This is a genomic window from Fuscovulum ytuae (assembly GCF_029953595.1).
In the GTDB taxonomy this organism is placed as follows: Bacteria; Pseudomonadota; Alphaproteobacteria; order Rhodobacterales; family Rhodobacteraceae; genus Paragemmobacter; species Paragemmobacter ytuae.
On record NZ_CP124535.1, the window covers coordinates 2,151,334 to 2,166,379 of the forward strand.

20 protein-coding genes are annotated in these 15,046 nt (G+C 64.2%); 11 read left to right on the forward strand and 9 right to left on the reverse strand.

Annotated elements, in window-relative coordinates:
- Window positions 1-90: 90 nt before the first annotated feature.
- The 6 genes from QF092_RS10410 to QF092_RS10435 all read right to left on the reverse strand — a co-directional run bounded on the left by QF092_RS10410 (window position 91) and on the right by QF092_RS10435 (window position 3,656).
- Entirely contained in the window at window positions 91-546 is a 456-nt protein-coding gene (locus QF092_RS10410; protein WP_281463834.1) for a DUF3429 domain-containing protein, read from the reverse strand.
- A complete protein-coding gene (locus QF092_RS10415) occupies window positions 543-992 on the reverse strand; it encodes a YdeI/OmpD-associated family protein (protein ID WP_281463835.1) in 450 nt (149 codons plus the stop codon). The genes QF092_RS10410 and QF092_RS10415 overlap by 4 nt, the downstream gene beginning before the upstream one ends.
- Window positions 989-1,939 carry a 4-hydroxy-3-methylbut-2-enyl diphosphate reductase gene (gene ispH / locus QF092_RS10420; protein ID WP_281463836.1) on the reverse strand — a complete coding sequence of 317 codons (951 nt, stop codon included), beginning with the start codon at window positions 1,937-1,939 and terminating at the stop codon, window positions 989-991. Before ispH ends, QF092_RS10415 begins: the two co-directional genes overlap by 4 nt.
- Window positions 1,940-2,009: 70 nt before the next feature.
- A complete protein-coding gene (locus tag QF092_RS10425) occupies window positions 2,010-2,447 on the reverse strand; it encodes a YqaA family protein (protein WP_281463837.1) in 438 nt (145 codons plus the stop codon).
- A gap of 55 nt (window positions 2,448-2,502) precedes the next feature.
- Window positions 2,503-3,084, reverse strand: coding sequence for a hypothetical protein (locus QF092_RS10430; RefSeq protein ID WP_281463839.1), 582 nt, complete (start codon window positions 3,082-3,084; stop codon window positions 2,503-2,505).
- Window positions 3,081-3,656 carry a LabA-like NYN domain-containing protein gene (locus QF092_RS10435; protein ID WP_281463840.1) on the reverse strand — a complete coding sequence of 192 codons (576 nt, stop codon included), beginning with the start codon at window positions 3,654-3,656 and terminating at the stop codon, window positions 3,081-3,083. Before QF092_RS10435 ends, QF092_RS10430 begins: the two co-directional genes overlap by 4 nt.
- A gap of 160 nt (window positions 3,657-3,816) precedes the next feature.
- On the opposite strand from QF092_RS10435, the gene folK reads away from it, so the two are divergent.
- From folK to recO, 11 genes are all read left to right on the forward strand, one after another.
- Complete coding sequence (folK, locus tag QF092_RS10440) at window positions 3,817-4,404, forward strand: 2-amino-4-hydroxy-6-hydroxymethyldihydropteridine diphosphokinase (protein ID WP_281463841.1); 588 nt, start codon at window positions 3,817-3,819, stop codon at window positions 4,402-4,404.
- Between the two features lie 49 nt (window positions 4,405-4,453).
- Complete coding sequence (rpoZ, locus tag QF092_RS10445) at window positions 4,454-4,807, forward strand: DNA-directed RNA polymerase subunit omega (protein ID WP_281463842.1); 354 nt, start codon at window positions 4,454-4,456, stop codon at window positions 4,805-4,807.
- 31 nt (window positions 4,808-4,838) lie between these two features.
- Window positions 4,839-6,956 (forward strand): RelA/SpoT family protein, encoded by a 2,118-nt coding sequence (locus QF092_RS10450; protein ID WP_281463843.1) that lies wholly within the window; start codon window positions 4,839-4,841, stop codon window positions 6,954-6,956.
- A gap of 73 nt (window positions 6,957-7,029) precedes the next feature.
- The gene (locus tag QF092_RS10455) at window positions 7,030-7,701 is read left to right on the forward strand and encodes a DUF2062 domain-containing protein (RefSeq protein ID WP_281463844.1); all 672 of its coding nucleotides are present in this window, start codon (window positions 7,030-7,032) and stop codon (window positions 7,699-7,701) included.
- 49 nt (window positions 7,702-7,750) lie between these two features.
- Window positions 7,751-8,509, forward strand: a complete 759-nt coding sequence (locus QF092_RS10460; RefSeq protein WP_281463845.1) for a pyridoxine 5'-phosphate synthase — start codon at window positions 7,751-7,753, stop codon at window positions 8,507-8,509.
- 4 nt (window positions 8,510-8,513) lie between these two features.
- Window positions 8,514-8,957 carry a holo-ACP synthase gene (acpS, locus tag QF092_RS10465; RefSeq protein WP_281463846.1) on the forward strand — a complete coding sequence of 148 codons (444 nt, stop codon included), beginning with the start codon at window positions 8,514-8,516 and terminating at the stop codon, window positions 8,955-8,957.
- A gap of 42 nt (window positions 8,958-8,999) precedes the next feature.
- Window positions 9,000-9,791, forward strand: a complete 792-nt coding sequence (gene lepB, locus QF092_RS10470) for a signal peptidase I (protein ID WP_281463847.1) — start codon at window positions 9,000-9,002, stop codon at window positions 9,789-9,791.
- Window positions 9,788-10,492, forward strand: a complete 705-nt coding sequence (gene rnc / locus QF092_RS10475) for a ribonuclease III (RefSeq protein WP_281463848.1) — start codon at window positions 9,788-9,790, stop codon at window positions 10,490-10,492. Before lepB ends, rnc begins: the two co-directional genes overlap by 4 nt.
- Entirely contained in the window at window positions 10,489-11,406 is a 918-nt protein-coding gene (era, locus tag QF092_RS10480) for a GTPase Era (protein ID WP_281463849.1), read from the forward strand. The genes rnc and era overlap by 4 nt, the downstream gene beginning before the upstream one ends.
- A gap of 74 nt (window positions 11,407-11,480) precedes the next feature.
- Window positions 11,481-11,816, forward strand: a complete 336-nt coding sequence (locus QF092_RS10485) for a DUF1491 family protein (RefSeq protein WP_281469917.1) — start codon at window positions 11,481-11,483, stop codon at window positions 11,814-11,816.
- Between the two features lie 37 nt (window positions 11,817-11,853).
- Window positions 11,854-12,576 (forward strand): DNA repair protein RecO, encoded by a 723-nt coding sequence (gene recO / locus QF092_RS10490; RefSeq protein ID WP_281463850.1) that lies wholly within the window; start codon window positions 11,854-11,856, stop codon window positions 12,574-12,576.
- On the opposite strand, the gene QF092_RS10495 is transcribed toward recO, so the two are convergent.
- The 3 genes from QF092_RS10495 to mnmC2 are packed head-to-tail and all read right to left on the reverse strand — an operon-like array spanning window position 12,573 to window position 15,018.
- Entirely contained in the window at window positions 12,573-13,460 is an 888-nt protein-coding gene (locus tag QF092_RS10495; RefSeq protein ID WP_281463851.1) for a DMT family transporter, read from the reverse strand. The two genes, recO and QF092_RS10495, sit on opposite strands and share 4 nt — an antisense overlap.
- A complete protein-coding gene (locus tag QF092_RS10500) occupies window positions 13,457-14,329 on the reverse strand; it encodes a DMT family transporter (RefSeq protein WP_281463852.1) in 873 nt (290 codons plus the stop codon). Before QF092_RS10500 ends, QF092_RS10495 begins: the two co-directional genes overlap by 4 nt.
- Window positions 14,326-15,018, reverse strand: a complete 693-nt coding sequence (gene mnmC2 / locus QF092_RS10505; protein ID WP_281469919.1) for a tRNA (5-methylaminomethyl-2-thiouridine)(34)-methyltransferase MnmC2 — start codon at window positions 15,016-15,018, stop codon at window positions 14,326-14,328. The genes QF092_RS10500 and mnmC2 overlap by 4 nt, the downstream gene beginning before the upstream one ends.
- Window positions 15,019-15,046 lie beyond the last annotated feature (28 nt).

Consider the following 15,046-nt stretch of genomic DNA (forward strand, 5'->3'; position numbering starts at 1 on the left):
CCCTGCTTCATCTTGGCGAAAATACTCTCAGGGGGTGAGGAGCGCAGCGACGAGGGGGCGGAACGCCCCCTGCGCCGCCCGCCACAAGGATCACCCCATCAGGATCGGCACTGCAAGACAGGCCAGAACCACCGCCGTCAGCAGCACCCGCAGCTTCATCCACCATGGCGGAGCCAACCCCTGCCGCGCAAAGCCATAATCCAGCATCAAAAGCCCGGCGAATCCCGCAAACAGGTTCACCGCCGCATCCCCCGGCGCACCGTTGACCATAAAGAGCCCCCACAGCGCCGGGATCACCGACAGCGCATAACCCACGCCTGCCTGCGCGCCCTTGGCCTTGGTGGCAAACCCCCACAGCACGCCCGACATGAAGGACAGGATCACCACCCCATAGGTCAGGCTGAGATAGGTTCCCATGAACATTGGCGGCATGAACTGCCCGCCCCAGCCCACCGTCGCCGGGAACAGCACATTCGTCGCCCCCCAAAGGAACGGGATCAACCCGGCAAGGCCAAGGATCAGGGCAGAACGGGGAATCGCTGTCATCTCAGGCCTTCGATCATCGCATCTATGCGCTTGGCCCGCGTGGGCGCGGTCTTGGCGCTGCCGATCTGATACAGCATCCCGCGCCGCTTGCCAGCCGTCAGCCCGTCCCAGACCGCCGTCATATCCGCCGCCCGCAGCGCGGCGGCCACATCCTCGGGCGTGTCCACCTGATCCTCAGGCGCAGGCCGCAGCCGCACCTCCACAGGCTTCCCCGGCACGATCCCCGCCCGGTCCAATAGCGACGCCCCCGCCCAGAGGAACACCCCCTCCACCACCGGGGCCCGCGATAGGGCAAGGTTCACCCAATGCTCGGCAATCTCGCCTTCCACCCGCCTCGTGGCCCCCAGCGCCGCCGCCGCCACATCCGGCACCCGCAGGATGGTGTAGGTGGCTTTCCCCCAGTCCAAAGGTTCGACCACCCCTTCAAAGACAACCCAGTCGCTCACGCAGGCTCCCGCAGGATGCGCGGCACCTTGAATTCCACATTCTCCACCGCCGTCTCAACCATCTCGACCGTGGTCGCGAACCGCGCGCGGAAGGCGTCAATCACCTCATTCACCAAAACCTCCGGCGCGCTTGCCCCGGCGGTGATCCCGATGGACCGTATTCCCTCCAGCGCCCGCCAATCGATATCCGCTGCCCGCTGGATCAGCTGCGCATAAGGGCAACCCGCATTCGCCCCCACTTCCACCAGCCGTTTGGAGTTCGACGAATTCGGCGCCCCAATCACCAACAGCGCGTCAATCTTCCCCGCCATCGCCTTCACCGCCGCCTGACGGTTCGTCGTCGCATAGCAGATATCATCATGCGCAGGGGCAAGGATCGCCGGAAACCGCGCCTTCAGCGCTGCCGCGATATCGGCCGTATCATCCACCGAAAGCGTGGTCTGCGTGATGAAGGCAAGCTTGCCGGGATCGCGCACCACCAGCCCCGCCACATCTTCCACCGTCTCGACCAGCAGCACCTCGCCCTCCGGCAATTGCCCCATGGTCCCTACCGTTTCCGGGTGGCCCGCATGGCCGATCATGATCATCTGCAAGCCGTTTTCGTGATGCCGCGCCGCCTCGTTATGCACCTTGGTGACAAGAGGGCAGGTCGCATCCACCGCGATCATCTCGCGCTTGGCCGCCTCGGCAGGCACCGCCTTGGGCACCCCATGGGCCGAAAACACCACAGGCCGGTCAAGCGGGCATTCATCCAGCTCTTCGACAAACACCGCACCCTTGGCGCGCAAGCCGTCCACCACGAATTTGTTATGCACGATCTCATGGCGCACATAGACCGGTGCGCCCCATTTCTCGATCGCCATCTCGACGATCTTGATCGCCCGGTCCACGCCCGCGCAAAACCCGCGCGGCGCGGCCAGATACAGGGTCAGGGGGGGCAGGGTCATCGCATTTCCTTTCGGGCCGTCCCCGCAGAAATAGGCCGAAACCCCCGCCCGGTAAACCGCCAACCGCCCCTCAGCCGATGACCCCCATCACGATCAGCCCCAGCACCAGATACCGCCCCGTCTTGGCCACCGTGACCAGCAGGGCAAACAGCCAGACCGGCGTCTTCAGAACACCCGCCACCACCGTAAGCACATCCCCCAAGGGCATCCATGACAGCAGCAGCGACCACACCCCCCACCGCCGGAACCACCCCTCCGCCCGTGCCATCGCCGCCTCGGGGATGCGAAACCGCGCGGGCAATGTCAGCCCCGCCAGCCCTCGCCCGATCGCGTAATTGACAAAAGACCCCAGCACATTCCCGACCGAGGCCACCGCAAGGATCAGCCAGAATCGCTCCGGTTCCGCCACGATCATGCCGCCAAAGATGATCTCGGATTGAAAGGGAACGGGCGTCGCCGCCACAAAGGCGGCAAGGAACAGGCCAAGCAGGGCGGAACCGAAAATCATCCCGCCCAGATGGCACCCGCCGCCCGCCGCCGCAAGGGCCGCCCGCGCCGTGGGGTCACGCGATCTTCGCCTGCCACTCGGCCGCGAAGGCGGCCTTCGCCGCCGGGTTCACGAAGGCCCGGGTCGGCACGATCATGACCTCGCGCCCGGTCGACAGAAAGACATGCCCCTCTGTCTCGCGCACCTCGCGTAGCGCCAGCGCACCAAAGGCCAGCGGCTCTTTCCGGTCATCGCGATATTCGACCAGCCGATCCCCCCAAATTTCCAGCCGCGCGCCGGTGCGCTGATCCGCCCGCCGCTGCGCGCGCTGATGCAGGTCGCGCCGCTGCAACAGGATGACCAACGCGAAAGGCAGGGCCATCAGAACCGCCGCCACTGGCACGGAATGCAACGGGGCCAAATCGGTCATCACCCCGCTCAGCATCTTCAACAGGCCAAGCCCTGCGAAAAAGGCGGCGAACAAGGCCACCTTGTCGCGCTTGCGATGGGTGGGCGATTCCCGCTCCCACACCAAGGCGTCGCTGTAATCTTGGGTGTAATGAATGATCCGGTCAGGCTTTGCGCCCGCCTGTCCAGCAGCGGTGGCGGGGGCCTCTGCCTCCCCCGCCCCGCCCTCAATGGCCGTGGGTCCAGTCACTTGACCTCGACAACGGCCTCTTCACGGTCGAACGCGCGCGGCTCGCGGGGCGGGCGGCCGATCACGTCGCGCAATTCATCCAACTCGATGAAATTATCCGCCTGCCGGCGCAATTCATCGGCAATCATCGGCGGCTGGCTGCGGATGGTCGACACCACCGAAACCCGGACGCCCTGCCGCTGCAGGCTTTCCACCAGCGGACGAAAATCCCCATCGCCCGAAAACAGCACGATATGATCCACGCGCGGCGCAAGTTCCATGGCATCGACCGTCAGTTCGATATCCATGTTCCCCTTGACCTTCCGCCGCCCTTGGCTGTCGGTGTATTCCTTGGCGGGCTTCGTCACCATGGTAAAGCCGTTGTAATGCAGCCAGTCCACCAAGGGCCGGATCGGGGAATAATCGTCATTCTCCAGAAGCGCCGTGTAGTAAAATGCCCGCAGCAACTTTCCCCGGCGCATGAATTCCTGCCGCAGAAGTTTGTAGTCGATATCGAACCCCAAAGCCTTTGCCGCCGCGTAAAGGTTCGAACCGTCGATGAACAGCGCAAGCCGTTCGTCCTTGTAAAACATTATGAGTTCCCCTCAAAAAAACAGTTCACTGGCCACATGTGGAAGTGATCTACGCCGAAAAGAGAAAACACCAAGTGAACGTAGGCACGCTACGCGTAAAAGATGAATCCATTCAAGTTCTACTATACGAAAGTGTAACCGAAGTTTCATGGCCCAAGAAATGCTCCTGATCGCCCTCGGCGCAAACCTGCCCTTCGCGGACGCGCCTCTGGCGCAAACCCTGCATTCCGCCGTTGAAATGCTGCGTCAGGCGGGGCTTTCGGACCTGCGCCTCAGCCCTCTCTACGCCACCCCCTGCTTCCCCCCCGGCGCGGGCCCCGATTACGTGAATGCAGCCGCTGCTGCCCCCATTCCCCCCGGTTGGGATGCCGCCCGAACGCTTGCCCTTCTGCACCGGGTCGAGGCGGAATTCGGCCGCACCCGCGAAACCCGCTGGGGGATGCGCACGCTTGACCTTGACCTGATCGCCTTTGGCGCGACCGTCGCCCCCGATCCGGCCACCTTCGCCGCTTGGCACGACCTTGATCCCGCCCGCCAGCGCGTCGAAACCCCAGACCGTCTGATCCTGCCCCACCCCCGAATGCAAGACCGCGCCTTCGTCCTTGTGCCCCTGCACGATGTTGCGCCGGATTGGGTCCACCCCGTCTCGGGCCAGACCGTTGCCGCCATGCTTGCGGCCGTTCCCGCCGCCGATCGCGCCGAGGTTCGCCCGCTTTCCCCGGATTCAGCGCTTGTCAAGCCCGTTTGATACGACTAGATAGGCGCTTCCATGCCCCCCATCCGAACTGGAGTCGCCCATGGCCCGCGTGACGGTCGAAGATTGCGTTGACAAGGTGCCGAACCGCTTCGAGCTTGTGATGCTCGCCGCGCATCGCGCCCGCGAGATCGCCGCCGGTTCGCCGCTCACCATCGACCGCGACAACGACAAGAACCCTGTCGTCGCCCTGCGCGAGATTGCCGAGGAAACGCAGTCGGCCGAAGTGCTGCGCGAACGCATGATCGAATCGCACCAGACTCAGATCGAGGTCGACGAACCCGAAGAAGACCAGATGGCGCTTCTGATGTCGGGCGAGATTGACCGTCCGATGCAGGACGACATGTCCGAAGAAAAGCTTCTGCGCGCCCTGATGGAAGCGCAAGGCGACAACTGATCCGGGCTACGGCCCGTCCAGCGGGGCGGTGATGATCGACGTCGAAGACCTCATCGCCCTCGTTCGGAACTACAACCCGCGCACCAATGCCGATCTGATCCGCAAGGCCTATGCCTATGGGTTTCAGATGCATGATGGCCAGTTGCGCAAATCGGGTGAACCCTATTTCACCCATCCCGTTGCTGTCGCCGCCATCCTTACCGAACAGCGGCTCGATGATGCCACCATCATCACCGCCCTTCTGCACGACACGATCGAAGACACCCGCTCCACCTATACCGATATCGCCAACCTCTTCGGCGACGAGGTGGCCGAACTTGTCGATGGCGTCACCAAACTCACCAACCTTCAGCTGTCCTCGGCCCAAAGCCAGCAGGCGGAAAACTTCCGCAAGCTGTTCATGGCCATGTCGAAAGACCTGCGCGTCATTCTTGTGAAACTGGCCGACCGTCTGCACAACATGCGGACGATCAAATCGATGAAGCCGGAAAAGCAGGCCCAGAAGGCCCGCGAAACGATGGAAATCTTCGCCCCCCTTGCAGGCCGCATGGGTATGCAATGGATGCGCGAGGAACTCGAAGACCTTGCCTTCCGCGTCCTCAACCCCGAAGCGCGCAATTCCATCATCCGCCGCTTCATCACCCTGCAACGAGAAGCGGGCGACGTGGTCCACAAGATCACCGCCGACATCCGGCTCGAACTGGAAAAGGTCCAGATCGAGGCCGATGTCTACGGCCGCGCCAAGAAACCCTATTCCATCTGGCGCAAGATGCAGGAAAAAGACCTCGCCTTCTCGCGCCTTTCCGATATCTACGGCTTCCGCGTCATCTGCGGGTCGGTGGCCGATTGCTATCGCATCCTCGGCGTGATCCACCAACGCTGGCGCGCCGTCCCGGGCCGCTTCAAGGATTACATCAGCCAACCGAAATCGAACGGCTATCGCTCCATCCACACCACCGTGTCAGGCCGCGATGGCAAGCGGGTCGAGGTGCAGATCAGAACCCGCGAAATGCACGAAGTGGCCGAGGCAGGCGTCGCCGCCCATTGGTCTTATCGCGAAGGCGTGCGCGCCCAGAACCCCTTTGCCGTCGATCCCGCGCGCTGGATCGCCACCCTGACGGAACGCTTCGATGCCGAGGATCACGACGAATTCCTCGAACATGTGAAGATGGAGATGTATTCCGATCAGGTCTTCTGCTTCACGCCCAAAGGTGACGTGGTGCAGTTGCCGCGCGGGGCCACGCCCCTTGATTACGCCTATGCCATCCACACCCGCATCGGCAATTCCTGCGTCTCCGCCAAGGTAGACGGCATCCGCGTCCCCCTCTGGACCCGCCTGAAAAACGGCCAAAGCGTCGAAATCATCACCGCCGAAGGCCAGCGCCCGCAATCCTCGTGGATCGATATCGTGACGACGGGCCGCGCCAAGGCCGCCATCCGCAAAAGCCTACGCGAAGAAGACCGGGGCCGTTTTGTCAAACTGGGTCAGGAACTCGCCCGCGCGGCCTTCGACCATGTCGGCAAAAAGGCCACCGACAAGGCACTCCGGACCGCAGCCAAGATGCTGGGTCTTGCCGATGAAACCGACCTCCTCGCCCGTCTGGGCAGCGCCGAAATCACGGCCCGCCGCGTCATCGAAACCCTCTACCCCGAACTTGCCCGCGCCCAAGACGATGAGGTGGATGCCTCCCGCCCCGTGGTTGGCCTGTCGGATGACCAATCCTTCCGCCGCGCGCCCTGCTGCCAGCCCGTGCCGGGCGAACGCATCGTTGGCATCACCTATCGCGGGCAGGGTGTGGTCGTGCATGCCATCGACTGCCCCGCGCTTGAAGAATTCGAAGAACAACCCGGCCGCTGGGTCGATCTGCACTGGCATTCCGGTCGCCATGCCGCCGTTCACACCGTCAGCCTGCAAATAACCATATCGAACGATGCAGGCGTCTTGGGGCGCATCTGCACCTTGATCGGGGAACAGAAGGCAAATATCTCGGATCTGAGGTTTACAGACCGCAAGCCGGACTATTATCGACTCATCATCGATGTGGACCTTCGCGATGTCGAACATCTGCACATGGTCATGACCGCGCTGGAGGCCGAGACCGATGTCGCCCAGATTTCACGTCACCGCGATATGACGCGAAAGCCCTGATCGGGCTTGTTGGGAGAAAGACTTGGTTTTCAAGCGGCGCAATCCTCGCACCCTTTGGGGGTGGACCCGCGAGATGGTCTATCCCCAAGGCGGGTTCAAACGCGCAACGCAATATGTCCTGCATCGCATGCGCCGCCTGCCCGACAGCCCGCACCGCATCGCGCGCGGCGTCTTTGCCGGGTCGCTTGTGGGCTTTCTTCCCCTTCCCGGCATGCAATTCATCGCCGCATGGCTGGCCTCGCGGGCGGTGAAGGGCAATCTGCTTGCGGCCCTTCTGGCCACCTTCAACACCAACCCCCTCACCACGCCCTTCTTCGCCGTCCTCGCAATGACGCTGGGGCATTGGATGCTCGGCATCCAGAAACCGCTATCTCCGGAATATATCGGCATGGCCTTCGCCAATGCGGGGTCGGATCTTTGGTTCAATTTCAAGGCGCTTTTCGGCCCCGCCCACACCCAATGGGACGGACTGATCCAGTTCTGGCACGAAATCTACCTGCCCTATTTTCTGGGCGCGCTCGGTCCGGGGATTATCCTGTCGGTCATCTTCTACTACCTCACCATCCCGCTGGTGACGGCCTATCAAAAGGCCCGCGACGCCAAATCCAAGGAACGCAACGAACGCCGCCGCAAACTGCGCGAAACGCTGGCCGCCGCTGCCGCCAAACTCACCCATCGCGGCGAAGCAGCCCATGGCGCGGGACAAAATAGCCATGGGGATGACGAAGGCGGCTCACCGCCCTAATCTCCCCCCGACTCGCTCAAAAGACCTGAACAACGGAAAGGCCACGGCCATGAAACCTCTCGGGCGCCTCCGTCTCGGCGTGAACATCGACCACGTCGCCACCGTCCGTAACGCCCGTGGCTCCACTTGGCCCGAACCGCTCCGCGCGGCACTGCTGGCCGAGGCTGCGGGTGCCGACGGCATCACCGCCCATCTGCGCGAAGACCGCCGCCATATCCGCGACGCCGATATCGAGGCCTTGGTGGCGGGCATTTCCATCCCGCTCAATTTCGAATGCGCGGCCACGGCGGAAATGCAGGCCATCGCGCTCCGCCACAAACCCCATGCCGTCTGCTTGGTGCCGGAAAAGCGTGAGGAGCGCACCACCGAAGGCGGGCTTGATGTCGCAGGCGACGACAACCGTCTTGCGGATTACATCGCCCCCCTGCGCGAGGCGGGCTGCCGCGTTTCCATGTTCATCGGCCACGACCCCCGCCAGATCGAAGCCTCCGCCCGCATCGGCGCGGCGGTGGTGGAATTGCATACCGGCCACTATTCCGAACTCCTCGCCGAAGGGCGCGATGTCGAGGCGGCCGACGAACTCGAAGGCCTGCGCCGGGGCGCGCGCCTTGCCCATGCCCTCGGCCTTGAGGTGCATGCAGGCCACGGCCTCACCTATGACAACGTGGCCCCCATCGCCGCCATGCCCGAGGTGATGGAACTGAACATCGGCCATTTCCTCATCGGCGAGTCGATCTTCCGCGGCCTCGGCCCCGCAATCGAAGAAATGCGCCGCCGCATGGACGAAGCGCGCGAAGGGCAGGCCTAACCGCATGATCCTCGGCATCGGCACCGATCTTGCCAATATCGACCGGATCGAGGCGACGCTCGCCCGCTTTGGCGACCGTTTCAAGGACCGTGTCTTCACCGAACGCGAACAGAAAAAGGCCGAAGGTCGCCCCCGCGCCATCGCCGCCACCTACGCCAAACGCTGGGCCGCGAAAGAGGCCTGCTCCAAGGCGCTTGGCACCGGCCTTCGCATGGGCATCAGTTGGAAGGACATGGCGGTGACCAACCTCCGCTCTGGCCAACCCGTGATGCATGTCACCGGATGGGCCGCCGAACGGCTGCGCGACATGACGCCTGCAGGTCACGAAGCGGTGATCCATGTCACCCTCACCGACGATCACCCTTGGGCGCAGGCCTTCGTTGTGATCGAGGCCCGCCCCCTCCGCGCCCCAGTGGAACTTGACTCCCCCGCGCCCAACGCGCAATGAACGCCGACCCGCAAATGCGGGAAACCAAAGCAGAGTGGACCCATGGCAGGCAGCAAGGCCAAGAACGAAAGCGGTATCGTCGAAACGATCAAGACCGTCATCTGGGCGCTTGTGATCGCCGGGGTCTTCCGCACCCTCTTCTTCCAACCCTTCTGGATTCCCTCGGGTTCCATGAAGGACACGCTGCTGATCGGCGATTTCCTTTTCGTCAACAAGATGGCCTATGGCTATTCCCGCTATTCCTGCCCCTTCTCGGCATGCCCGATCTCCGGTCGCCTCCTCGGTGGCGAACCCGAACGCGGCGATGTCGTGGTCTTTCGCCACCCGGTGAACGGCACCGATTTCATCAAGCGCCTTGTCGGCCTGCCGGGCGATACAGTGCAGATGAAGGGCGGCATCCTTTACCTCAATGGCGAAATGGTCCCCCAAACCCCGGCGGGCACCTTCGAAGAGGTCTATGAAAAGCAAGGTCCCATGGGCCAATTGCCGCGCTGTGAAAACGGCCCCGTGGGCGAAGGCGGCATCTGCACCTCGTCGCGCTTCACCGAAACCCTGCCCGAAGGCCGCCAGCACGACGTGCTGAACATCGACGCCAATGGCTTCGCCGATAACACCGATGTCTTCACCGTCCCCGCTGGCCATTACTTCTTCATGGGCGACAACCGCGACAACAGCCAAGACTCGCGCTTTGGTCAGGCCGTGGGCGGTGTGGGCTTCGTTCCCGCCGAAAACCTGATCGGCCGCGCCGACCGCATCATCTTCTCCTCCGCCGGACGGTCCATGCTCTTCTTCTGGACATGGCGTGCCGACCGCTTCTTTAAGGCGGTCGAGTGAGCGGCCAGCGCGTCAAGCTGGCGGCAGACCTTGCCGCCTTCGCCACCCGCATCGGGCACGACTTCCGCCGACCCGAGCTTTTGGCGCGCGCCGTCACCCATGCCTCCCTCTCCTCGCCCACCCGTCCCTCGAATGAGCGGCTGGAATTCTTGGGTGACCGTGTCCTTGGCCTCTCCATCGCCACCGCCTTGTTTCAACAGGACGGCACCGCCGCCGAAGGCCAGCTTGCCCCACGCTTCAACGCCCTTGTCCGTCAGGAAACCTGCGCCGAAATCGCGCGCGAGGTAGGCTTGGGCGATGTCTTGAAACTTGGCCGGTCTGAAATGCTTTCGGGCGGGCGGCGGAAAGAGGCGCTCTTGGGCGACGCGCTCGAGGCCGTCATCGCCGCCATCTATCTGGATGCAGGCTTCGACGCCGCGCGCGACATCGTCCTTCGGCTTTGGGGCGACCGCATCGAAAAGGCCGCGCAGGTCGATACCCGCGACCCGAAATCCAGCCTTCAGGAATGGGCACAGGCCCGGGGTCTGCCGCCCCCGACCTATACCGAAACCGCCCGCAGCGGCCCCGACCACCAGCCCGTCTTTACCGTCGAGGCCCGCCTCGCCAATGGCGAAACCGCCTCCGGCACCGCGCCGGGCAAACGCGCCGCCGAACAATCCGCCGCCCGCGCCCTTCTGGCGCGCATGGAGCAACAGGAATGACCGCAACCGAAACCCGCGCCGGCTTCGTCGCCCTGATCGGCGAACCCAATGCCGGGAAATCCACCCTTCTGAACCGGATGGTTGGGGCCAAGGTCTCTATCGTCACCCACAAGGTGCAGACCACCCGCGCCCGTATCCGGGGCGTCTGTATGGAAGGCCAGTCCCAGATCGTCTTCGTCGATACGCCCGGCCTCTTCCGCCCGCGCCGCCGCCTTGACCGCGCGATGGTTGCCGCCGCTTGGGGCGGGGCCGCCGACGCCGATATCATCGTCCTTCTGGTTGAGGCGCATCGCGGCCTGACTGAAGGCGTGCAGGCCATCATCGACAACCTCAAGGACAAGATCCCCTCCACCGCCACCGTGGCGCTGGCGGTGAACAAGATCGACAAGGTCAAGGCCGAAACCCTGCTCGCCCTGACGGCCAAGCTGAACGACGCCTTCCCCTTCGCCAAGACCTTCCTCATCAGCGCCGAACGCGGCTATGGCGTCGATGACCTGCGCGAATGGCTGGCCGCAGAGATCCCCGAAGGCCCGTGGTTCTATCCCGAAGACCAGATCGCCGACCTGCCCATGCGCATGATCGCGGCCGAGATGACGCGCGAAAAGCTGACCCTCCGCCTGCATGAGGAACTGCCCTACCAGCTGACGGTCGAGACCGAGAAATGGGAGGACCGCCCCGACGGCTCCACCCGCATCGACCAGGTGGTCTATGTCGCCCGTGACGGCCACAAGGGCATCGTGCTGGGTGCCAAGGGCGAAACCATCAAGGCCATCGGCCAACAGGCCCGCGCCGAAATCGCCACCTTCCTTGATCGCCCCGTGCATCTTTTCCTGACCGTGAAGGTCCGCCCCAACTGGCTGGAAGAGGCCGAGCGCTATTCCGAAATGGGGCTGGATTTCAAAGACGGCGACTGACGCGCGGGGGGGATGCCCCGGGGGCGCTTCGCCCCCCGGACCCCCAGAGAGTATTTTTGCCAAGATGAAGGGGCATCCCGTTGCGCCTGACAACAGACCTCTGGGTATCTGCCTATCTGACGCGACTGCGGCTTGCGGATATCCCCGTCTATGTCACGGCCAAAGGCGATGCGACGGCAGGCGCGGTGATCGTGAAATGCGCCACGCTTGACGGGCAGGCAAAGGCCGTGCAGCGCAGCTATGACCTGATGACAGGCGCCCGCGTCTGGGTCACGCTGGCCGAGGGGCCCGAGGCCGAGGTGGACGCCACCCTTCGCCGCCAACGCGACCGCGACCCCGACCTCTGGGTGATCGAGGTAGAGGATCGCCACGGCCGCACCCTTCTGGATGAGGCAGGGCTGTCCGACTGACTTGCCCTTCGCGCGCCCCGCGCCGATAGTCACGCGCATGGAATGGCGGGACGAAGGCGCGCTTCTATCGGTCAGACCCCACGGCGAAAGCGCGGCGATCATCGAGGTCTTCACAGAAGAACATGGCCGCCATGCCGGGGTCGTGCGCGGCGGCACATCCCGCCGCATCGCCCCCCTTCTGCAACCCGGCGCGCAGCTGCAGGTGACATGGCGCGCGCGGCTGGATGACCATTTGGGCATTTTCACCGTCGAACCCTTACGCGCCCGCACAGCGCTTCTGTCTGATCCGCTTGCACTGGCGGGCCTCAACGCTGTTTGCGCGATGCTCCGCGTGGCGCTGGCCGAACGTGAACCCCACCCGATGCTTTACGCGGCCACCCTGCCGCTGCTTGACGCGCTAGAGGCCGGGGCGGATTGGCCCCCCGCCTATCTGCGCTGGGAACTCCTCCTCCTCGAAGACATCGGCTTCGGCCTTGATCTTGCCACCTGCGCCGTCACCGGCAGCCGCGATGACCTGATCTATGTCTCACCCAAAACGGGTCGCGCCGTTAGCCGCCAAGGCGCGGGCGACTGGGCCAGTCGCCTTTTGCCCCTGCCACAGGTGCTGCTCGGCCAAGGCCCCGCCTCCGCGCGCGAGATCGCCCAGGCCCTCGCCCTGACCGGCCATTTCCTGAACCGCGAATTGGGGCCCATGCTGAACGGCCGCCCCCTGCCCGAGGCGCGCGCGCGACTGATCGACCGCCTGTCGCGCCGCGCCTAACCTTGCTGCGCCTTCACGCGCTGCCGCCACAGGGTAAATACCCCCGCCGCCACCACCAGCCCCGCACCGATGGCGACATTGGTCCGCAAATCCTCGCCGAACAAAAACAGCCCGATCCCCGATGCCCAGACCAGTTGCAGATAGGCAAAGGGCTGGATGGCCGAGGCTTCTGCCACCGCGAAAGCCTTGATCAGCAGCCAATGCCCAAGGCAGGCCGTGCAGCACAGCGTCAGCATCCAGCCCCAATCCGCGCCCGTCATCGGCTCCCAGAACCACATGCCGACCAGCGTCATGGCCAAGGCCCCCACAGTGCCTGTCCAGAAGAACGACACCGATGCGCTATCCCCCCGCGCCACATAGCGCGTCAGCAATCCATAAATCGCAAACAGGAAGGCCGACAGCAAAGGCACCAGCGCCCAAGGCGAAAACACCGCATAGCCCGGCTGCAAGATGATCAGCACGCCGAGAAACCCGATCAGGATCGCCGTCCAGCGCCGCCAACCCACCTTTTCCCCAAGGATCGGCCCCGACAGCGCCGCGATCAGCAGCGGATAGCAGGTGAACACCGCATGGCTTTCCACCAACCCCAGTTTCACAAAGGCCACGACCATCACGCAGACTTCAGTGACCAGCAGCAGCCCCCGCGCCACCTGCAACCAAGGGAATTGCGACTTCACCGCCGCCCCGATCCCCCCTTTGTCCCGCGCCGCCAACAGCATCACAAAGGCGGCAAAGAACCAGAAGCGGATCATCACCACCATATAGACGTTGTAAGCCTCGGCCAGATGGCGCGAAATGCCGTCCTGCACCGAAAAGACGACCGTTGTCGCCACCATCAGCCAGATGCCCAGCCGCGTGTCCTGTGCCGTGGCCTGCCCCGTCATACCGCGACCTTCCTGCCCCGTTCCTGCAACAGCGAATAAAGCCCCGCCGCCACCACGACCACCGTCCCAAGGGCCACAGCCGGGGCCAGCACCTCGTCATAGACCACGATCCCGATGATCGTGACAAAGACGATCTGCAAATAGGCATAGGGCTGCACCACATTCGCCTCGGCCATCTCATAGCATTTGGTCAAAAGCCAATGCGACAGGATCGCCAGCGCGCAGTAAATGGCCAATAACGCCAGATCGACGCCTGCCACGGGTTCCCAATTCGGCAGGCCCAGCACCGTCATGAACCCCGCGCCGATGATCCCGGCCCAAAAGAACCCGGCAAAGACGGGTTCATCCCGGGCCGAGGCCCGCGTCAGGATGGAATAAAGCGCAAACATCGTCGCCGCCGCAAAGGGCAAGAGCGCCGGCCATGAGAACACCCCCGACGTGGGCCGCAAGATGATCAGCACCCCCACCATCCCCGCCCCGATCGCCGCCCAGCGCTGCCAGCCGACCTTTTCACCCAGCAAAGGCCCCGACATCGCGGCGATCAGCAGGGGGCAGACGGCAAAGACCGCATGGCTCTCGATCAGCCCGATCAGCGTATAGCCCCAGACGATCAGGCAGACCTCCGCCACCAAAAGCGTGCCGCGCAGCGCATGCGTAAAGGGCCGCTTTGTCGCCACCGCCGCGCGCAGCCCCTCAGGCCGCCGCATGGCAAGAAACAGAACAAACCCCGCGAACACCCAATAGCGCACCATCACGATCATCAGCGTGTTATATTCGCTGGCCAGATGGCGCGAAAATCCGTCCTGCGCAGCAAAGGCTGCCACGGCGGCGATCATCAGCCAGATGCCCGCCCTGCGGTTGCGGCTCATGCCTGCCGCTCCACCAGATGCCCCGCCGTCATATGCCGCTTCCTACCATGCCCCGGTCGCCGTTCGACCGCAAATCCCGCCGATGCCAGCGCCCGCCGCACATGCCCCGCCGCCGTATAGGTGGCAAAGGTGCCGCCCGGTGCCGTATGCGCCGCCACCGCCGCCATCAGGTCGTCAGACCACAGTTCCGGGTTCTTCGCGGGCGAAAACCCGTCCAGAAACCACGCATCCGCGACGCCGCCCCAATCGGGCAGCGTCACCCGCGCATCCCCCAAGATCACGTCGGCCCGCAGCCCCGGCAAATCAATCACCCGCGCCCCCGCCGCCCATTGCGCCAGCAAAGGCCCCGCCACTGCCGCCGCCTCAGGAAAAGCCGCCAAGGCGCGCGCCATGTCCTCTGCCGTCAGGGGAAAGGCCTCGAATGACGTGAACCGCACCACCCCCGGCGCGCCCAGCCCCTGCCACAGGCTCCACAGGGCCAGCAGATTCAAGCCCGTCCCGAACCCCAGCTCCGCCACATGGAACCCGTCGCGCAGCCGCGCGGGCAGATCGTTGCCCGCCAGAAACACATGCCGCGTCTCCGACAGCCCATCGGCCAACGAGAAATAGGGGTCATCAAACCGCCGCGACACGGGCACGATCCCATCGCGCCAGTCCAGCCCCGCCTCGCCCTGTTCCCCGCCGCCCATATGCCCTAAACCCCGAAATCGCGGCGGA